The 18,570-nt window shown below is 68.2% G+C and carries 15 protein-coding genes and 1 riboswitch; of the genes, 12 read left to right on the forward strand and 3 right to left on the reverse strand.

The window, feature by feature from the left end; genetic code table 11:
• Positions 1-2: 2 nt before the first annotated feature.
• The 3 genes from ACYZGB_RS05155 to ACYZGB_RS05165 all read left to right on the forward strand — a co-directional run bounded on the left by ACYZGB_RS05155 (position 3) and on the right by ACYZGB_RS05165 (position 4,728).
• Entirely contained in the window at positions 3-746 is a 744-nt protein-coding gene (locus ACYZGB_RS05155) for a sulfite exporter TauE/SafE family protein (RefSeq protein ID WP_462387144.1), read from the forward strand.
• Between the two features lie 242 nt (positions 747-988).
• Entirely contained in the window at positions 989-2,287 is a 1,299-nt protein-coding gene (locus ACYZGB_RS05160) for an HD-GYP domain-containing protein (RefSeq protein WP_462387145.1), read from the forward strand.
• Positions 2,284-4,728 (forward strand): putative bifunctional diguanylate cyclase/phosphodiesterase, encoded by a 2,445-nt coding sequence (locus ACYZGB_RS05165; RefSeq protein WP_462387146.1) that lies wholly within the window; start codon positions 2,284-2,286, stop codon positions 4,726-4,728. Before ACYZGB_RS05160 ends, ACYZGB_RS05165 begins: the two co-directional genes overlap by 4 nt.
• Before the next feature lie 71 nt (positions 4,729-4,799).
• Here ACYZGB_RS05165 and ACYZGB_RS05170 read toward each other — a convergent pair whose 3' ends face one another.
• The 3 genes from ACYZGB_RS05170 to ACYZGB_RS05180 all read right to left on the reverse strand — a co-directional run bounded on the left by ACYZGB_RS05170 (position 4,800) and on the right by ACYZGB_RS05180 (position 6,597).
• On the reverse strand, positions 4,800-5,615 hold the full coding sequence (locus tag ACYZGB_RS05170; RefSeq protein WP_462387147.1) for a sulfite exporter TauE/SafE family protein: 816 nt from the start codon (positions 5,613-5,615) through the stop codon (positions 4,800-4,802).
• A gap of 392 nt (positions 5,616-6,007) precedes the next feature.
• Positions 6,008-6,376 carry a cell division protein ZapA gene (locus ACYZGB_RS05175; RefSeq protein ID WP_462387149.1) on the reverse strand — a complete coding sequence of 123 codons (369 nt, stop codon included), beginning with the start codon at positions 6,374-6,376 and terminating at the stop codon, positions 6,008-6,010.
• Entirely contained in the window at positions 6,373-6,597 is a 225-nt protein-coding gene (locus ACYZGB_RS05180; protein ID WP_063461837.1) for a hypothetical protein, read from the reverse strand. Before ACYZGB_RS05180 ends, ACYZGB_RS05175 begins: the two co-directional genes overlap by 4 nt.
• A gap of 36 nt (positions 6,598-6,633) precedes the next feature.
• Positions 6,634-6,869: riboswitch (cobalamin riboswitch) on the forward strand.
• An 83-nt stretch (positions 6,870-6,952) separates the two neighbouring features.
• Here ACYZGB_RS05180 and ACYZGB_RS05185 point away from each other — a divergent pair.
• Genes ACYZGB_RS05185 through cobN form a run of 9 tightly spaced genes read left to right on the forward strand, consistent with a single transcriptional unit; the run spans position 6,953 to position 18,545 of the window.
• On the forward strand, positions 6,953-8,836 hold the full coding sequence (locus ACYZGB_RS05185) for a TonB-dependent receptor domain-containing protein (RefSeq protein WP_462387150.1): 1,884 nt from the start codon (positions 6,953-6,955) through the stop codon (positions 8,834-8,836).
• Positions 8,821-10,221 (forward strand): cobyrinate a,c-diamide synthase, encoded by a 1,401-nt coding sequence (locus tag ACYZGB_RS05190; RefSeq protein WP_462387151.1) that lies wholly within the window; start codon positions 8,821-8,823, stop codon positions 10,219-10,221. The genes ACYZGB_RS05185 and ACYZGB_RS05190 overlap by 16 nt, the downstream gene beginning before the upstream one ends.
• Complete coding sequence (locus ACYZGB_RS05195) at positions 10,218-10,805, forward strand: bifunctional adenosylcobinamide kinase/adenosylcobinamide-phosphate guanylyltransferase (RefSeq protein WP_462387152.1); 588 nt, start codon at positions 10,218-10,220, stop codon at positions 10,803-10,805. The genes ACYZGB_RS05190 and ACYZGB_RS05195 overlap by 4 nt, the downstream gene beginning before the upstream one ends.
• Positions 10,805-11,707, forward strand: a complete 903-nt coding sequence (locus ACYZGB_RS05200; RefSeq protein ID WP_462387153.1) for an ABC transporter substrate-binding protein — start codon at positions 10,805-10,807, stop codon at positions 11,705-11,707. The genes ACYZGB_RS05195 and ACYZGB_RS05200 overlap by 1 nt, the downstream gene beginning before the upstream one ends.
• A gap of 11 nt (positions 11,708-11,718) precedes the next feature.
• Complete coding sequence (locus ACYZGB_RS05205; RefSeq protein ID WP_462387330.1) at positions 11,719-12,738, forward strand: FecCD family ABC transporter permease; 1,020 nt, start codon at positions 11,719-11,721, stop codon at positions 12,736-12,738.
• Positions 12,735-13,553 carry an ABC transporter ATP-binding protein gene (locus ACYZGB_RS05210; RefSeq protein ID WP_462387154.1) on the forward strand — a complete coding sequence of 273 codons (819 nt, stop codon included), beginning with the start codon at positions 12,735-12,737 and terminating at the stop codon, positions 13,551-13,553. Before ACYZGB_RS05205 ends, ACYZGB_RS05210 begins: the two co-directional genes overlap by 4 nt.
• Entirely contained in the window at positions 13,550-14,017 is a 468-nt protein-coding gene (locus tag ACYZGB_RS05215; RefSeq protein ID WP_462387155.1) for a hypothetical protein, read from the forward strand. The genes ACYZGB_RS05210 and ACYZGB_RS05215 overlap by 4 nt, the downstream gene beginning before the upstream one ends.
• The gene (locus tag ACYZGB_RS05220) at positions 14,014-14,382 is read left to right on the forward strand and encodes a DUF2149 domain-containing protein (RefSeq protein ID WP_462387157.1); all 369 of its coding nucleotides are present in this window, start codon (positions 14,014-14,016) and stop codon (positions 14,380-14,382) included. Before ACYZGB_RS05215 ends, ACYZGB_RS05220 begins: the two co-directional genes overlap by 4 nt.
• Positions 14,379-18,545: a cobaltochelatase subunit CobN gene (gene cobN, locus ACYZGB_RS05225; RefSeq protein ID WP_462387159.1), complete on the forward strand. Its 4,167-nt coding sequence runs from the start codon at positions 14,379-14,381 to the stop codon at positions 18,543-18,545. The genes ACYZGB_RS05220 and cobN overlap by 4 nt, the downstream gene beginning before the upstream one ends.
• Positions 18,546-18,570 lie beyond the last annotated feature (25 nt).

The following is an 18,570-nucleotide window of genomic DNA, read 5'->3' on the forward strand; positions in this document are numbered from 1 at the left end:
CTATGCTCGCAACCGTGGCCTGGACGGCTTTGCTCATGGGACTCGCAGGCGGGTCCCATTGCTTGGCCATGTGCGCCGCGCCCTGTGGTGCCCTGGTGGGGCGGGCTGCGGCCGCAGAAGGCACGGGTAAGCTGGCGCAAGAAAGCACCGCAGTGCAGGTTGTGCAATGGATGCCGCAGGGTGGTGTGGTGTTGCGCACCCTGGCGTTTCATGGGGGGCGGCTGGCGGGCTACGCGGCCGCAGGCGCCCTGGCGGCCCTGGCCATGGACAGCCTGGCGTGGCTTACCCAGCAGACCACGGCCTTGCGTCCGGTGTGGACCCTGATGCATGTGGCTGTCATGGCCTGGGGCCTGATGATGATGGTGCAGTCGCGCCAGCCCGCCTGGGTGGAGCAGGCCGGGAGGGCCGTGTGGGGGCGCGTGCGGCCATTGGTGGGGGCGCCCGCTGGCGTGCTGGCGGCAGGTGCCCTGTGGGCCTTGATGCCCTGTGGATTGCTTTACTCGGCCCTGCTGGTCGCCGCTCTGAGTGGCGGCGCATTGGAAGGGGCGCTGACCATGGTGTTGTTTGCCGTGGGTAGTGGGGTGTGGCTGCTGGGTGGCCCTTGGGCGTGGAGCCGACTGCGAAGCCGTCTCAATCGGGTGCGTGCCGACTGGGGCACCCGGGTCGCGGGAGGCTTGCTGTGCGCCGTCGCAGCCTGGGCTCTCTGGATGGACCTGATCTACAAGCCTTCGCTCTGGTGCCGCTGAGGCCAGGCGCGGTCTGAGCCGAGGCGACCTTGGAGCCCGGCGAAGGCGGGCAGGCTTCAGTGCATTTTGAGCCCTGTTTTATGGCGATCTGCCACGGTCCAGGAGCTTTGGGGACAAGTGTTGCCCAAGTGTTGCCGTATCGCTGCGATGGGGCTGTGCTCCTTAGACAAGCCCCAGTAACTGGTGATAATCTGCGTAACTATTGGTGGCATTGATGTCTCCATGTTTCGCGTACGCCTGAAGTGAACTCTTCCATCCTCATCGACATCAGCCAACTGCGGGTCGGCATGTACATCCAGCTCGATGTGGGCTGGATGCATCATCCATTCCCGACCAGCAGCTTCCGGGTGGCGTCGGCCGAGCAGATCGCCACCTTGCGGGGGCTGGGGTTGACCGAGGTGCGCTACCTGCCCAAAAAAAGTGACCCAGCGCTCAAGGAGCTGGTGCCTGCCGCCTGGAGCGTTCCCGAAATGGTCGCGCCCCCCGCCAATGGCCTGGAGGCCCCGGGGGTTCCCGCAGCGGTGGACGCCGAAGCCCTTCGGCGGCGCCAGTTGCTGGACGCACAGAACAAGGCGCTGGCCGCCTGCAACCAGCGATTCGCCGAGGCCACCCGGCAGTACCAGGCACTGGAGCGGGCTGTGTCCGAACACCCCGACCAGGCGCGCGACAAAGGTGTGGCGCTGGTGTCCGGGTGTGTTTCCGAACTGCTGGAGAACGGTGACTCGGTGATCCGGCTGTTGTCGGAAGGTGTGGGCGAACGCAACGCCTTGCACCCTATCAACGTGATGGTTATTTCGCTGTTGCTGGGTCGTGCTTTGGGTATGAAAAGCGAAGAACTGCAGGGCCTGGGGGTGGCGGCACTGATTCACGACCTGGGCAAGCTCAAGCTGCCGCCGAACCTGCGGCAGCCCACGCCGTCGATGCCCCTGATGGAGCGGTCGCGGTACGAAACCCATGTGGCGGAATCCGTGGCCATGGCCAAGCGCATGGGGTTTGCTGAGGCCGTGGTGCTGGCGGTGGCCCGGCACCATGAAATGGCCGATGGCAGCGGGTTTCCGCAGCGGCTCACCGGGGTGGACCTGGGGCGGGCAAGCCAGGTGCTGGCGCTTGTCAACCGGTACGACCGCATGTGCAACCCTACTGTTGGTGTGGATGCCCTCACACCCCACGAGGCGCTCTCGGTCATTTTTGCCCAGCTCAAGGCGAAGTTCGATTCCGTGGTGCTGGGCGCTTTCATCCGCATGATGGGGGTGTATCCGCCGGGTTCCATCGTCCAGCTGGTCAACGACCGCTATGCGATTGTTGCTTCGGTGAATTCTTCGCGCCCCCTGCGGCCTAAGGTCATCGTCCACGACTCCAGGGTGCCCAAGGATGAGGCGCCCATCCTGGACCTGGAAACTGTTCCCGAGCTGGGCATACGCCGCAGCCTCAAGCCGGCACAGCTGCCGCGCGACGCGCTGGACTACCTGTCGCCCCGGCAGCGCATCTGTTATTTTTTTGAGCGAGCGGTCAGCCCCGGCCCTGAAGAGGCGGATACGTGACCGATTTGCAATCGCATGGCTGGCTGGATGGGCTGCAGGAAGCCGTCTGGCTGGTCGACGAGGCACACCACCTCATTCTGCATGCCAATGCCGCCGCCGAACGCCTGGTGGGTATGCCCGCAGCCGACATGGCGGGCAAGCCCGTGCTGGGCCTCGCAGCCACCCCGCAAGACCAGGCCTTCTGGGTCGAGCCCCCGGAGGTGATTGCAGCGGGAATCCATTCGCACACCAGCCTGGTGCGTGCCAATGGCCAGCTGGTGCCTGTGGAGCGCCATGTGGTGCGTGTGCCCTGGGGGCCGGACGGACGCACGGTCTTCATGTTGACCATGCTCGACCGCAGTGCCCAGGAGGCGACGGAGCGCGAGCTGGAAACTTTGTTGTCCGAATTGCGTGCGACGCTGGATTCAGCGGCCGATGGCATGTTGGTCTGCGGGCTGGACCGCAGCGTGCGCGCTTTCAACCAGAGGCTGGCCCAGCTCTGGGGGCTGCCGCGCCAGCTGCTGGTGGAGCGCGACGATGCGGCCGTCTATGCCTTCATGGCCAGCCAGGTGGCAGATGCCCGCGCCTATGCCGAGCGCATGGTTGCCATTGAGCGCGAACCCATGCAGGAGAGCACGGACATCCTGGAGCTGCGCAGCGGCATGGTGCTGGAAATGCGGACCGTGCCGCAATTTCGCCAAGGGCGGGCGGTGGGGCGCGTCTACTCATACCGGGACATCACCCGGCAGACCGAAATCCAGGCCAGCCTGCGCCTGGCGGCACGCGTGTTTGAGTCAAGCCTGGATGCCATTTTTATTGCCGACAGCCAGCACCGCATCATGCGCATGAACCCGGGCTGTGAGCGCCTGGTGGGGCCTGCTGCCAAAGCCTTTGAGGGCTGCATGGCCGCCTCGCTGTTTGGCGGCGGCTCGGATGCTGCCTTCATGGAGCGGGTGCAGCAGGGTTGGTCGCGTGACGGTTTCTGGGAGGGGGAGCTTTGGCTGCCCCGCGACAACGGGGCTTACTGCGCCGTGCAACTGTCTTGGGTGGCGCTGCGTGACGACGAAGGGCGGCTGGTGCAGAGCATCGGCTTCATGCGTGACCTCACGCTGCAGCACGCTGCACAGAAGCGCATCGAGGAACTGGCCTACAGCGACGTGCTCACCGGCCTGCCAAACCGGCTGCTGCTGTCTCAGCGGGTGGACACCGCGATCCAGGGGGCGCGCCAGAGCGACACCGGGTTTGCCGTCCTCTTCCTGGATCTGGACCGTTTCAAAATCATCAACGATTCCCTGGGGCACCCTTTTGGCGACCGGGTGCTGCAACTGGTCGCCGAGCGCCTGCAGACCTGCCTGCGGCAGACCGACATGCTGTGCCGGCTGGGGGGGGATGAGTTCGTCATCTACCTGCATGGTGGTGATGCGCCGGTGGCCGAAAGCGTGGCGCGCCGCATCCTGGACGACATGCTCAAGCCTTTCATGCTCGACAGCATGGGGTTCTCCATCCAGTGCAGCATTGGCATTGCTCTGTATCCGCAGGACGGGGCGACGCTGGACGACCTGATCAAGCAGTCGGATACCGCGATGTACCGGGTCAAGGAGCGGGGGCGTGGCAGCTATGGCTTCTACCAGCCTCAGATGAATGCCAACCTGCTGGCCCGCATGCAGATGGAGCACGCCATGCGGCAGGCGCTGGGTCTGCAGCGCATGGCCGTGCACTACCAGCCGCAGGTCAACATGGCCACAGGGCGTATTACCGGGGCCGAGGCGTTGATCCGCTGGACCGATCCCGAGTTCGGTGCGGTTTCACCGGGCGTGTTCATCCCCTTGGCGGAGGAGTCGGGCTACATCGTGACCCTGGGCGCCTGGGTGATGGAGCAGGCGGTGCGCGAGGCGGCGGTGTGGATGCACAGTGGCATGCCGATCATGATTTCCGTGAATGTGTCGGCGCTGGAGTTCCGCCAGCCTGATTTTGTGGACCGGATCACGCGTTTGCTGGCCGTACACCAGCTGCCGCCGACCTTGCTGGAGCTTGAGCTGACGGAAACCATCCTGCTGCAGGATGCGCAGGAGATGGAGCAGCGCCTGCGGGTGCTGGCCGATCTGGGCATTGGCCTGGCCATTGATGACTTTGGCACGGGCTACTCCAGCCTGGCTTACCTTAAGAAGTTACCGATCCACAAACTCAAGATCGATCAGTCCTTCGTGCGTGGCTTGCCCGATGACGATGGCGATCGTGCCATCGTGAGCGCCATCATCAGCATGGGCCGTGCCATGCACATCGAGGTGGTGGCGGAAGGCGTGGAAACCGAAACCCAGCAGGCCGTGCTGCAGCAGATGCTGTGTGAGCACTACCAGGGCTTCTTGTGCGCCCCCGGGCTTCCGGCCGACAAGTTCCGCGCCATGCTGCGCGAGCCCTTGCCGCTGAAGGCGCAGGGCAAACACCGGCCGATCATTTCGTAACTCCCGTTGAGGGAGGGGCTTGCATCAGCAGGCTCGCCAGTGTCTCCAGAGTCTTCTGGAGCGCCAGGGCCTCAAAGGGCCGCCACGCCCTTCCACAGCATGTAGGCCGCCAGGCCAAACAGCAGGTAGGCGAACACGCGCTTGAGCTGCTTCACGGGGAGGCTGTGCGCGGCCTTGGCGCCCAGTGGCGCCGTCAGCACGCTGCAGGTGGCGATCACCGCGAGCGCGGGCAGCCAGACATAGCCCAGGGATGCAGCGGGCAGGCCCGCCACGTTCTGCCCGCCCACCACGTAGCCGACCACATTGGCCAGCGCAATCGGAAACCCGAGCGCTGCACTGGTGGCCACGGCGTTGTGGATGGGCACATTGCACCAGGTCATGAACGGCACGCTCACAAAGCCTCCACCAGCCCCCACCAGGCCGGACAGGAATCCGATCACGCCGCCTGCTGCCACCTGGCCTGCGCCACCAGGCATCTGGCGCGTGGGGGCGGGTTTTTTGTCCAGGAACATCTGCGTGGCGGAGAAGCTCACGAACAGTGCAAAGAAGATGGCGAGGAAGGAGCCCTTGAGTAGCGCAAACACCCCGAGGCTTGCCACAAACCCGCCCAGCACGATGCCGGGGGCCAGGCGCTTGACGATGTCCCAGCGCACCGCTCCACGCTTGTGGTGGGCCCGCACGCTGGAGATCGATGTGAACATGATGGTGGCCATCGACGTGGCAATCGCCATCTTCACGGCCAGGTCTGGCGCAACTTTTTGTGCTCCCAGGATGTAGGTCAGGAACGGCACCAGCAACATGCCGCCACCAATGCCCAGCAGACCGGCGAGAAAGCCGGTGGCCAAGCCCAGCACACCGAGTTCAACAATCAGGAGAGGGTCCAGCATGGCGCAATAAGAAGAAATGAAACAGAGCAGCGTGGCCCGGAGAGAGGGGGCAATGCCCTGCCTGGAGGGATGCAACAGTGGCGTGCGATGGCAGGGGCATGGGGAAGAGGGTGTCTGCGAATGCCACCGGACTCTCATCCTGAACCGGGGGTTCAGGTGGGCGAGGGCAGCCAAGCGTTGGGTTCATCTGACGCGAGATGATCACGCTCACCGGGCAATGTACCAAGCCCGAGCTCGTTGAGCATTGGTTCAAGGAAATATAAAGCCCGGCGGCTTCGCAGACCTCGTCATTGTAGGCGCTCACAACGGGCGTGGAGAGCGGAGCGAAGGAAAAGCCCGCAGGCTTGCTGGAGCATCGTCTGCGGTGGCCTGCGCGCCGGGGCGGCGCAGCGTCAGAGCAGGCGGCCGTCGTCGCCCAGTGCCTGGTCTAGGCGCTGCACCAGGGTCTGCAGGCGTTGGTTGTCGTCGTCGGGCAGCAGGGATTCTTGCTGCCCTGCCGCCGATGCAGGCGCTGCTGGGGGCGCCGCTTTGGCTGCAGAACCCGCCGCCAGGTCGGCGGCTTCACGGTCGGCGATCTCGAAGGCCAGATTCAGGGCGGCCAGCACAGCGATGCGTTCGCGGGCACGCACCTTGCCTGCATCACGGATGCGGGTCATGGCGGTATCCACGCGCTCCACGGCGTCCAGCAGGCGGCTCTCTCGGCCCTCGGGGCAGGTCAGCAGGTAGCTTTGCTGCAGGATCTGCACCTCGATTTGCTTCATTCGGCTTCTTTCGTGAGCGGCACGGCGGCGGGAAGGCGTTCGAGCAGGGCATCCACACGGGCACGCGCTGCACTCAGGCGGGACTTGAGCGAGTCCCGCTCCTGGGTGAGGGCGGCCACCTGGTCCGTCAGCAAGGCGTTGGTGCGTTGCAGTTCCGCGTGGCGCAGCAGCAGGCGCTCAACGCGGTCGGCGATCTGGTCGGTGGGGGACGGTGTTGCCATACAGCCAGCGATTGTAGGGTTGCGCGTTGTAAACGGTCGTAAAATCCCGCCGTTGGTGCTCGCGGTGTGGTTCACATGCCGCAGTTCAACGGGAAGCAGGGAGGTGCCGCCACACATGGCGCGCCCAGCCTGCGCTGCCCCCGCAACGGTCAGCGGACGAATCTTCGATTCTCTCTCCATCCATAAGCCACTGGGCGCCTTGAACAAGCGGCTGGGAAGGCATTGGAGGGTGCTCCGCCAGCCCGGATACCGGCCAACATGGTGGCTGCGTGCGCCTTTTTTTGGCGCTGCGCGGCTGTATCACCCACATGCTGGCGGGAGGCCGGCCCCGGGTTGTTTGTTGACGATGATCCCCATGAAAATCCGTACCCTTCGTGCGCGCCCTGTGGCGTCGCTGCGCGTGCCCGCCCAACGCCTTGCGCTGGTGGCCCTGGCGGTTGGCAGTGCCTGCAGTGCCCTGGCCCAGACCGTGCCCGGCGCTGGTGAACTGCTGGCCCAGAATCTGCGCGCGCCCCAGCTCGGCGAGACCGTGGTGGCTGCCACGCGCACGCCGCAGCCGCTCACCGACCTGGTCGCCGACGTGTCCATCGTGGACCGCGAAACCATCGAAACCAGCGGCGCCACCGGCCTGGCCGACCTGCTGGCGCGCTTGCCAGGGGTGGAGTTCTCGCGCAATGGCGGCCCGGGCACGACCACTGGCGTGTTCCTGCGCGGCGCCGAGTCGCGCTTCACGGCGGTGTACATCGACGGCGTGCGCATCGATTCGCAGTCCACTGGCGGTGCGCCCTGGGAGAGCATTCCGCTCGGCCTGATTGACCGCATCGAAGTGCTGCGTGGCCCGGCTGGGGCCGTGTATGGCTCGGACGCCATGGGCGGGGTGGTGCAGATCTTCACCAAGCGCGGCGAGAACGGCACGGCGCCCTATGTGGGCGCGGGCGTGGGCAGCCATGGCACCTCCAAGCTGGAGGCCGGTATCAGCGGTGCCCGCGGCACCCTGGACTACGCGCTGGGCCTGTCCCGCGAAAACAGCAAGGGCTTCAACGCCCGCACTGTCGCCACGCAGAACCCCGACCGCGACGGCTACCGCAACACCGCAGGCCACGCCCGCGTGGGCCTGCAGGTCGATGCCGTGCACCGCCTCGAAGGCACGCTGATGGTCAACGACACCAACAGCGGCTACGACAACGGCCTGGGCAAGGACGACCGCAACCTGCACACCATGCACGCGCTGGGGCTGAACTGGAATGCCCAGTGGAGCAGCGCCTACAAGACGCGCCTGTCCATCACCGACTCGCGCGATGAGTACGAAACCCGTCCTTCGCCCTATCTCAGCGACACGCGCCTGCGTGGCTACTACTTCCAGAATGAGTACCGCCAGGGCGCACACCTGGTCACCGCTGCGCTGGAGCGCCGCGAAGACCGCCTGGAGAACAAGCCCATCGACGCCAAACGCTCGCAGGATGCGCTGGCCCTGGGCTATGGCTACAACGCCGCAGGCCACACCGTACAGCTCAACGTGCGCCACGATTCCGACAGCGAGTTTGGCGGCAAGAGCACCGGCAGCGCGGCCTATGGCTACGCCATCACCCCGCAGTGGCGCGCCACGGCATCGGTGGGCACGGCCTTCCGTGCGCCCACGCTGTACCACCGCTTCAGCGAATACGGCGTGGCCACGCTGCGTCCCGAAAGCAGCCGCAATGCCGAGCTGGCGCTGCGCTACGCCCAAGGCGGCAGCACGTTCTCGGCCACGCTGTTCCGCAACCGCGTGAGCAACCTGATCTCCTTCGGTGGCGCAGGCACCTGTGCTTCGAGCTTTGGCTGCTACGCCAACACGGCACGCGCCGAGTACAAGGGCGTGACGTTTGCTGGCTCGCACCGTATGGGCGATGTGCAACTGCATGGCTCCATCGACCTGCAGCGCCCGCGTGACCTGGACACCGGCAAGCAGCTGGCGCGCCGCGCCAAGCAGCACGCCACCTTTGGCGCCGACACACGCCTGGCGGGCTGGACCGTGGGCGCCGAAGTGCAGGCCTCGGGCAGCCGCTTCGATACCGTTGCCAACACCAACGTGCTGGGCGGCTATGTGCTGGTCAACCTGTACGCCAGCACCCGCATCGCGCGCGACTACACCCTGCTCGCCCGCATCGACAACTTGGCCGACAAGGACTACCAGCTGGCCCGTACTTACGCCACTGCTGGCCGCACGGTCTACGTCGGGGTGAAGTGGGCGCCGCAGTGACCCTGGCGGCCTCTGCCACCGCCGCTGCCCGCGGCCCGGCGCTGCTGATCGCAGCCCCGGCCTCTGGGCAGGGCAAGACCACCGTCACCGCCGCCCTGGCGCGCTTGCATGCGCGCCAGGGGCGGCGCGTGCGGGTCTTCAAGTGTGGGCCGGACTTTCTGGACCCGCACTGGCACCAGCTCGCCAGCGGTGCGCCCGTGCACCAGCTCGACCTGTGGATGAATGGCGAGGCCGACTGCGCGCAGCGCCTTCATGACGCTGCACGCGAGTCGGACCTGATCCTCATCGAAGGCGTGATGGGGCTGTTTGACGGCAGCCCTAGCGCGGCCGACCTGGCCCGGCACTTTGGTGTGCCGGTGCTGGCCGTGGTCGATGCCTCGGCCATGGCGGGCACGTTTGGCGCACTGGCGTTTGGCCTGCGCCACTACCGCCCCGGCCTGCCCTGGGCAGGGGTGCTGGCCAACCGCGTGGGCAGCGCACGCCATGCCGACATGCTGCGGGACGGCCTGCAGGATCCCGACGACTGGATGGGCGCACTGATGCGGGTGCAGGCTACCGGCAAGGTGCCCGCTGCCGCCAAGGCGGCTGCCGCATTGCTGCCCGAGCGCCACCTGGGCCTGGTGGCCGCACACGAGCTGGAAGACAGCCTGCAGCGGCTGGACGCCGCCGCCGACGCGCTGGCTGCCACGCCGCTGGGCCAGATGGACCTGGACGACCTGCAGTGCTGGGCTGTGGATTTCCCGGCGCCCGCATCGGCGCCCGCCGTGCCGCGCCTGCTGGCAGGCCGCACGGTGGCTGTGGGGCGTGATGCGGCCTTCTGTTTTATCTACGCTGCCAACGTGCAATCCCTCGAACAGATGGGCGCGCGCGTGGTGTTTTTCTCGCCGCTGCACGATGCCGCGCTGCCCGACTGCGACGCGGTGTGGCTGCTCGGCGGCTACCCGGAGCTGCACACCGCGCAGATCGCAGCCAACACCGGAATGCAGGCCAGCCTGCGTGCCCATGTGGAGGCAGGCAAACCCCTGTGGGCCGAGTGCGGCGGCATGATGGCGTTGTTTGAATCGATCACCCTGGCCGACGGCAACAAGGCCGCGCTGTGGGGGCTGTTGCCCGGCCATGTGACCATGCAAAAACGCCTGGCGGCGCTGGGCCCGCAGCAACTGGCCGTGGCCGGGCACACCCTGCGCGGCCACACCTTCCACTATTCGACCAGCGACAGCAGCGCCCCTGTGGTGGCCCGCACGGCGCGCCCGAACGAGGCGGTTGCGCCGGATGCGGGCGAGGCGCTGTACCGGCAGGGCAGCATCCATGCCAGCTATTTCCACGCATGGTTTCCGTCCAGCACCGAAGCCGTGGCGCAGCTGCTGGGGGGCGCATCGGCATGACCATTACCACCGAACTGATCCTGGGCGGCCAGAAGAGCGGCAAGTCCCGCCGCGCCGAGCTGCTGGCGCGCGACTGGCTGGCGCAGTCCGCTGATCACCGCGCGGTGTTGATTGCCACCGGCGAAGCCTGGGACGACGAAATGCGCGAGCGCATCTCCCGCCACCAGCGTGACCGCGCCGAACGGGTTCCGGGTCTGCAGACGGTGGAAGAGCCGCACGACGTGGCCGCAGCCCTCACGCGGCTCAGCACGCCGCAGACCCTGCTGGTAGTGGACTGCCTCACGCTGTGGCTCACCCACTGGAGCATGCCCCTGGGTGTGGAAACCATGAGTTTTGAACAAAAACAGGCCCTTGCGCTCGACTGGAAAGCGCAGGTAGCTATGTTTTTAGGAGCGGTTCGGAAATCCCCCGGCCCCGTTGTTCTGGTGGGCAACGAAATTGGCCTGGGGGTCATCCCGATGGGGCGCGAGGTGCGTGCCTTTGTGGATGCACTGGGCACGCTGAATCAGCAGGTGGCCCAGGTGTGCCCCCGCGTCACGCTGATGGCCGCCGGGCTGCCCCTCACTTTGAAAGAACCTTGCTGATGAAACCCACCCCCGTGCGCCGCATCCTGTGGGTGATCGCCATCCTCATCGTGCTGGGCCTGCTCATGGCCGGGCTGGCGCAGGCGCAGCCGGTGCACATCAAGGACGACCGGGGCCGCGAGGTCTCGCTGCCCCGGCCGCCGCAGCGCATCGTGAGCCTGCTGCCCTCGTTGACCGAAAGCGTGTGCGAGCTAGAGCAATGCCACCGGCTGGTGGGGGTGGACCGCTATTCCAACTGGCCCGAGGCCGTGATCGGCAAGCTGCCCAAGGTGGGAGGCGGCATCGACCCGAGCATCGAGGCCATCGTGGCGCTCAAGCCGGACCTGGTGCTCATGTCCGTCAGCTCGCGCGCCAGCGACCGGCTGGAGGCGCTGGGCCTCACGGTGGTGCAACTGGAGCCCAAGACCCATGCCGACGTGCGCCGCGTGCTGGGCACTGTCAGCGACCTGCTGGGCGTGCCGCGTGCCCAGGGCTCTGACCGCCTCTGGCGTGTGATCGATGCGGGCGTGCTGGCGGCGGCACAGTCCCTGCCGCCCAAAGCCAAAAATGCACGCGTGTACTTCGAGGTGAGCCGGGGGCCTTACGCGGCGGGCGAGGCGTCGTTCATCGGCGAATCGCTCACCCGCCTGGGCGTGCGCAACGTGGTGCCGGCGTCGCTGGGCCCGTTTCCGCGCCTGAACCCCGAGTTTGTCGTGCGCGCCAACCCCGACATCATCATGATCGGCAACCGCAGCATGCAGGCCATGGTGCCGTACCCCGGCTGGGCCAGCATGCGCGCCATCCGCGACAACCGGCTGTGCGTGTTCGGCCCCGGCGATTCCGACGTGGTGGTGCGCCCCGGGCCCCGCATGGCCGAGGCCGCCCGCATCATGGCGCGCTGCCTGGTGGATAAATCCTCGTGACCTACGTTGCCATGGACTTGCCCACTGGTTCCGCCAGCCGCCGCGCAGCATGGTGCGCCGCTTGGCTGCTGCTGGCCAGTGTTGTGCTGGCCGTGTGTGGCGCCAGCGTGGGCAGCACGGGCTTTGACAGCGTGCTGCGCATGCACGGTGACCCTGTGGCCTGGCAGATCGTGTGGGACATCCGCCTGCCGCGCACGCTGGGTGCGTGGCTGGCGGGTGCGCTGCTGGGCCTGTCAGGCGCGGTGGCGCAGGGGCTGTTCCGCAACCCGCTGGCCGACCCCTACCTGCTGGGCAGCGCCTCGGGCGCCGCGCTGGGCGGGGCGGTGGCGATGGCGATGTTCGGCGTGTCACCGGTGGCAGCGCAGTGGCTGGCGCGCATCGGCATCACGGGCATGGCATTTTTGGGCGCGGCGGGGGCGGTGGTGCTCACGCTGCTGTTGGCCAAAGGCGTGCAGCACACGCTGCGCCTGCTGCTGGCGGGCGTGATTGTGGGGGTGGTGCTGGGCGCGCTGCGCGACTTGGTGGAGCTGGCCTCGCCCGATATCCTGCAGGCCATGCAGGCCTTCATTCTGGGCAGCACGGCCTTTGTGGGCTGGATGGCCTGTGTGCTCATGGCCGTGGCCTGGGGGCTGTGTTCGATGGTCGCCTGGATGCTGGCGCGTGCGCTCGACGGCCTCACGCTGGGCGAGGCCACGGCCGCCAGCCTGGGCCTGCCGCTCATGCCCATGCGCGCCGGGCTGGTGGCCGCCATGGCGCTGGCTACGGGCGCTGCCGTGGCGCAAACGGGGCTCATCGCCTTTGTGGGGCTGGCCGCGCCACACCTGGTGCGCTCCATCGTGCGCGTGACGCACGAGCGGCACATCGTGCTCTCCAGCCTGATGGGCGCGGTGCTGCTGCTGGCGGCCGACATCCTGGCGCGCTGGCTGCTGGCGCCGCAGGAGCTGCCCGTGGGCGTGCTCACGGCGGCGCTGGGCGGCACCTACCTGCTGTGGCTCATGCACCGGCGCACGGCGCAAGGCGGTGCACTATGAATTCAATAGCTATCAGTGCTTTCCAGATAGGCGCAAGCATCGGAAATCGCTTGATACTGCAGAGCATCGACCTGCAATTGCCCGCCGGGCGCTGGACCAGCATCGTCGGGCCCAACGGCGCGGGCAAGTCCACCCTGCTCAAGGTGCTGGCGGGCCTGTTGCCGCGCGCAGCGGTGCAGGGCGACGTGTTGCTGCTGGGCCGCCCGCTGGCGCAAATCCCGGCGCGCGAACGCGCCCGCCAGCTCGCCTGGCTGGGCCAGAACGAAGGCTCGGCCGACGACCTGACAAGCTACGACGTGGCCATGCTGGGCCGCCTGCCGCACCAGGCCTGGCTGGCGCCGCCGGGCGCGGCCGACCACGCGGCCGTCGAGCAGGCGCTGCGCACCACGCAGGCCTGGGACTGGCGCCACCGCCCGCTGTCGCAGCTGTCGGGGGGCGAGCGCCAGCGCGTGCTGCTGGCCCGCGCCCTGGCCGTGCAGGCGCAGGTGCTGCTGATGGATGAACCCCTGGCCAACCTCGACCCGCCCCACCAGACCGACTGGCTGCACACCATGCGTGCGCTGGTCGATGCGGGGGGCACGGTGGTCAGCGTGCTGCACGAGGTGTCGCTGGCGCTGCAGGCCGACGACATGGTGGTGATGGCGGGTGGCCGCGTGCTGCACCAGGGCGCCTGCGATGCGCCCGATACCCACGCCGCGCTGGAGAGCGTGTTTGACCACCGCATCCACGTGCGGCATCTGGATGGCATGTGGATGGCGCTGCCCTCCCTGCAACGCAAGAACAACAACCAAGGAATGAAGGACGTGCAAGCATGAACATCGAATCGGGTTTTTCGCAGGTTGCGCAGTCGTTGCTCTGGCCCGTGCTGGTGCTGGTGGGGCTGGCGTTTGTCTACGCGCTGTGGTCGGGCGGCGCCACGCTCATGGAGGCGTGGCAACGCTGGCGCCAGCCGGAGTACCGCTCGCTGCGCGTGGCCCCTGGCTTGTCGATGGAAGAGCTGGAGCTGCAACTGGTGCGCCAGGTGGAGCCCGTGCGCCTGCTCAGCCGCCTGTCGCCCATGCTGGGGCTGATCGCCACGATGATCCCACTCGGCCCCGCGCTGCAGAGCGTGGCGGCGGGCAACGGCCAGCAGGCGCTGGCCGTTTTCAGCGGCGCCTTTGCGGGCGTGGTGCTGGCGCTGGCCGCCGCGTCGGTGGGCCTGGTGGTGTACTCGGTGCGCCGCCGCTGGCTGCTGGCCGAGCTGCTGGTAGTGCGCAAGGAGCGCGGGGTGGCGCAATGAGCTTGCGCCACTTGAACGTCCTGGCCGAGGACGACGACGATCCGATGCTGTCGGCCGTGAACCTGGTGGACGTGTTCCTGGTGCTCGTGGTGGCGCTGCTCACGGCCGTGGCCGTGCAGACCCAGACCAGTGCTCATGAGAGCGTCACCATCATCCGCAATGCAGGCCAGCCCGACATGGAAGTGGTCGTGCGCGAGCAGGGCAAGGAAGTGCGCTTCAAGGGCGCTGGCAGCGCAGCGCAAGGGCAGGGCGTGCGTGCGGGCGTGGCCTACAAGCTGGAAGACGGCAATATCGTCTACATCCCCGAAACCGGTGTGGCGCCTGCAGACGCGGGCGCTGGCGCGGCCGACCCCGCCAAGCCATGAAGGCGCTGATTCTGCGCATGGCACTGTGGTGCCTGCTGCTGGCTGCGCCGCTGGTGCAGGCCGCGCAGTCTGCGCCCGTGTTGCTCTGGCTCACCTCCGACATCACCACCGCCCCGCGCACGGCCATGGTGCAGCGCCTGGCTGGCGAGGCGGGCCTGGGTTTTGTGCATATCGACTACCCGCTGGGTGGCCCGGCGGTGCTGGACGCGGCCCAGGCCCAGACGCTGGAGCGCGCGCTGGCGGGCGCTGCGCTGGTGTGGGTGGATGCGCCGCATGCCAGCGTGGAGGCGCGCTTGCGCCGCATGGCGGGGGCGCAGCTCAATGCCCGTGCCATACGTTTCCCCGGCCGCGTGGTCTGGGTGCCTGCGGGCACCCCCGCCGCCGACTTGACCGCGCTCGACGCGCCCGCCCGCATGGTGGCCTACCTGCAGGCCGGCGGCCCGCGCAACCTGAAGAGCGCCATCGCCCTGGCGCGTGCCACCTTGGCGGGTGCTGCCATGCCCGCCTTGCCCGCGCCCGACATCCTGCCCCCCCGGGGCATCTACCACCCCGACGCGCCCCGCCTGCTGCCCCACGCCGCCGCGCTGGAGGCCTGGCGCCAGGAGCAGCCCGCGCTGCGCAGCCTGCCCGCCGTGGCCGTGCTGGTGCACCGCCACCATTTTGTGGATGGCAGTACCGAGTGGCTCGATGCCTGGCTGCGCACCTTCCGCCAGCAGGGCCTGTTCGCCTATGCGGCCTTTGGCCAGCAGGTCACGGCGCAGACCCTGGCCGAGGTGCTGGAGCTGCCCCTCGAAAGCGGCACCGGCCAGGGCCGCCTGCATGCCTCTGCCCTGGTGCTGCACCAGCTCGTGCCCCAGGCCGCCGCGCTGCAGCCGCTGCTGGCCCGCTGGGGCGTGCCGCTGTTGGGCACGCAGCCCTACCGCGCGGGCGATGCCGCCGCGTGGGAGGTCAACGACACGGGCCTGTCGCTGTCCGATGTACCGTTCTATCTGGCCCAGCCCGAAGCGGCCGGTGCCATCGACCCCATCCTGGTGGCAGCCCACGGCGCCGAGGGCCGGGACTTTCGCCTCATCGAGCGCCAGGCCCAGGCCGTGGCGGCCAAGGCACGGCGCCTGATCGCGCTGCAGACGAAGCCCGCCGCCGACAAGCGCCTGGTGGCCATGGTCTACAACTACCCGCCGGGTGGAACCAACTTCGGCGCCTCATTCCTCAACGTGCCGCGCAGCTTGGAGCAGGTGTCGGGCGGCCTGGCCCAGGCGGGCTACCGCACGCAGCAGGTGCCCGAGCAGGGCTGGATCGATGGGCTCAAGCCGCTGCTGGCCGCCTACTACCCCGGCGCCGATGTGCGCGCGCTGCTGCAAAACGGCCAGGCCGCCGCGCTGCCGCTGGCGCGCTACGAGCAGCACCTGGCCACCTTGCCGAAGGCCGTGCGCGAGCGCATGAACGCGCACTGGGGCACGCCCGAGAAGAGCCGCTACGTGGTCGATTGGCAGGGCGAAAAGGTGTTCGCCATCCCGCGCCTGCAGGTGGGCAAGCTCTCGGTATTGCCCCAGCCCCCGCGCGAAGAAACCCTGCGCCTGGGCCAGAACCCGTTCATGCACAAGTCCAAGGCGCCGCTGTCGCACCATTACCTGGCGGTGTACCTGTGGGCGCAATTGGAGGCCGACGCGCTCATCCACTTCGGCACCCACGGCACGCAGGAGTGGGCCGGTGGCAAGGCGCGTGCGCTGGATGTACACGACGACGCGCTGCTGCCCCTGGGCGACCTGCCCGTGGTCTATCCCTACATTGTGGACAACCTGGGCGAGGCCCTCACGGCCAAGCGCCGGGGTCGCGCCGTGCTGGTGAGCCACCGCACGCCCGTGTTCGCCCCGGCGGGCTTCGAGGCACGCATGGCCCACATGCACGAGGTGATGCACGAGTGGGAAACCGTGGACGAAGGCCCCACGCGCCGCGCGCTCGAAAAGCAGCTGGTCGCGCAGTTTGTGGAGCACCAGTTGCACCGCGACCTGGGCTGGAGCGCCGAGCGCATCGCGGCCGATTTCAGCGGCTTTCTTGAAATCCTGCACCCCTACCTGGACCAGCTCGCGCAAAGCTCGCAGCCCAAGGGCCTGGCCGTGTTCGGCCGCGTGCCCGCGCCCGAGCAGCGGCGCGAGACTATCCTGCAGGCGCTGCGCAAGCCGCTGATCGAGGCGCTGGGCGAGGACATCGATGAGGCCTTTCTCATCAAGCACGATGCGGTGCTGGCAGCGCGCCCCGCGCGCTGGCTGGAAGTGGCGCTGACCGACGCGCAGGCTGCCAGCGTGTTGGACCTGCGCCCCGCGCTGCCCGATGCGCCGCCAGCACAGGACGGCTTGGTGCGCGCCCAAGACCATGTGCCCAACCGCGCAGCGCGCCAACCCATCGACACGCCCGCGCTGCTGCAACTGGCACAGCGCGCGCAAGAGCTGGAGCGCCTGCTGGCCACGGAAGGCGAGCTACCCGGCTTGCTGGCTGCGCTGGAAGGGCGCTACCTGCCCGCTGCGTACGGTGGCGACCCCATTCGAAACCCCGACAGCCTGCCCACAGGCCGCAACCTCACGGGGCTGGACCCGAGCCGCCTGCCCACGCGCCAGGCCTATGCCGTGGCGCAGACGCTGTTCAACGACTGGTTCAAGGACTACCAGGCGCGCCATGGCGGCCAGGCGCCAGAGCGTATGGCGCTGTCGCTGTGGGCGGGTGAAACGCTGCGCCACCAGGGCATCATGGAAGCCCAGGCGCTGGTGGCGCTGGGCATGCGCCCGGTGTGGGACGACGCGGGCCGCCCGGTGCGCGTCGAGACCATTGCCGCCGAAGAGCTCAAGCGCCCGCGCGTTGATGTGCTCATGAGCATCACCGGTTCGTACCGTGACCAGTTCCCCGCGCTGATGGCGCTGCTGGACCGTGCGGTGGCTCAGGCCGCCACGGCCGAGCCCGGCAATGTGATCGCACGCAATACCGCGCAGATCGGCCAGGAGCTGCGCAAGCAGGGCGTGCCCCGCGCGCAGGCCGAGCAACTGGCGCGCGTGCGATCTTTCGGCAATGCGGTGGGCGACTATGGCACCGGCCTGTCGGACGCGGTGCAAAGCGACGGGCTGCAAACCAACGATGCGCGCCTGGGCCAGATGTTCCTCGAACGCATGAGCCAGCCCTATCTGGAGGGCGAGCCGGTGACGGGGGTTGCGGGCGGCACGGCGGCGAAGGCGCTGGGAGCGCACCTGCGCCGTACCGATGCAGCCATTCTGTCGCGCAGCTCGCACCTGTATGCCATGGTCAGCTCGGACGACCCTTTCCAGTACCTGGGCGGCCTGTCGGCGGCCGCCCGCGTGGCTGGGCGAGCGCAGGGGCTGGAGCTGCATGTGGCCCAGCTGCAGGATGCAGGCGAGCCCACCACCGAGACCGCGCAGCGCGCCATTGCGCTGGAGATGCAGTCGCGCTACCTGCACCCTGGCTGGCTCCAGGCGCAGAAGGCCGAGGGCTATTCGGGCACGCTGCAGGTGCTCAAGGCCGTGCAGTTCGCCTGGGGCTGGCAGGCCGTGGCGCCCGACACGGTGCGCAGCGACCATTGGCAAAGCTTTTATGACGTGCTGGTGCGCGACAAGCACCAGCTGGGCCTGCCCGAGTGGCTCAAAGAGCATCCACAGGCCTATGCCCAGTCCCTGGAGCGCCTGGTGCAGGCACAGCGCCAGGGTTATTGGCAGGCCGATGCCGACACGCAAAAACAACTGGCGCAGATGTACCAGGAGCTCACGCGCGCCGCGCCGCTGGCGGCCGAGCTGCCCAGCGTACGCCGCTGGGTGGAGCAGGCCGCGCAGGGCATCGCCCCTGCGTCTGCCGGCATGGCCGTGGCCACGCCACAGTTGCCAACGGCCCCGGCGCCGCAGCCCGCACCGCCTGCTGCCGACCTGCCTGCACCGCCCCCCCAGGCCGAGGCACCGCCCGCCGCACCCACTGTGCCCGCCATGGGCGTGCTGCTGGAGCGCCAGCCCGAGCGCGATATGCACACCGCTGAGCCCACGCCCGTCGAGCGCATGGCCGGCATCGTGGCCCTGCTGGTGATGGCCCTTGTGGTGCTTGCGGGCGCTGCGTGGCAGGCCCGCCGTCCGTCTTCACTGTCCGCAGCGCCCGGCCTGGCCCGCGCTTGAATCGACCCTTCTTGAAAGCACCCAC

The organism is Acidovorax sp. Q11 (assembly GCF_054950075.1).

What these genes read in the sequence shown, in the direction of transcription:
- ACYZGB_RS05215 (WP_462387155.1), top strand. Translation starts at nt 13,550, where the DNA reads ATGAACATCGAATCGGGTTTTTCGCAGGTTGCGCAGTCGTTGCTCTGG.
- ACYZGB_RS05180 (WP_063461837.1), bottom strand. Translation starts at nt 6,597, where the DNA reads ATGGCAACACCGTCCCCCACCGACCAGATCGCCGACCGCGTTGAGCGC.
- ACYZGB_RS05195 (WP_462387152.1), top strand. Translation starts at nt 10,218, where the DNA reads ATGACCATTACCACCGAACTGATCCTGGGCGGCCAGAAGAGCGGCAAG.
- ACYZGB_RS05170 (WP_462387147.1), bottom strand. Translation starts at nt 5,615, where the DNA reads ATGCTGGACCCTCTCCTGATTGTTGAACTCGGTGTGCTGGGCTTGGCC.
- ACYZGB_RS05205 (WP_462387330.1), top strand. Translation starts at nt 11,719, where the DNA reads ATGGACTTGCCCACTGGTTCCGCCAGCCGCCGCGCAGCATGGTGCGCC.
- ACYZGB_RS05175 (WP_462387149.1), bottom strand. Translation starts at nt 6,376, where the DNA reads ATGAAGCAAATCGAGGTGCAGATCCTGCAGCAAAGCTACCTGCTGACC.
- ACYZGB_RS05220 (WP_462387157.1), top strand. Translation starts at nt 14,014, where the DNA reads ATGAGCTTGCGCCACTTGAACGTCCTGGCCGAGGACGACGACGATCCG.
- ACYZGB_RS05200 (WP_462387153.1), top strand. Translation starts at nt 10,805, where the DNA reads ATGAAACCCACCCCCGTGCGCCGCATCCTGTGGGTGATCGCCATCCTC.
- ACYZGB_RS05210 (WP_462387154.1), top strand. Translation starts at nt 12,735, where the DNA reads ATGAATTCAATAGCTATCAGTGCTTTCCAGATAGGCGCAAGCATCGGA.
- ACYZGB_RS05155 (WP_462387144.1), top strand. Translation starts at nt 3, where the DNA reads ATGCTCGCAACCGTGGCCTGGACGGCTTTGCTCATGGGACTCGCAGGC.
- ACYZGB_RS05185 (WP_462387150.1), top strand. Translation starts at nt 6,953, where the DNA reads ATGAAAATCCGTACCCTTCGTGCGCGCCCTGTGGCGTCGCTGCGCGTG.
- cobN (WP_462387159.1), top strand. Translation starts at nt 14,379, where the DNA reads ATGAAGGCGCTGATTCTGCGCATGGCACTGTGGTGCCTGCTGCTGGCT.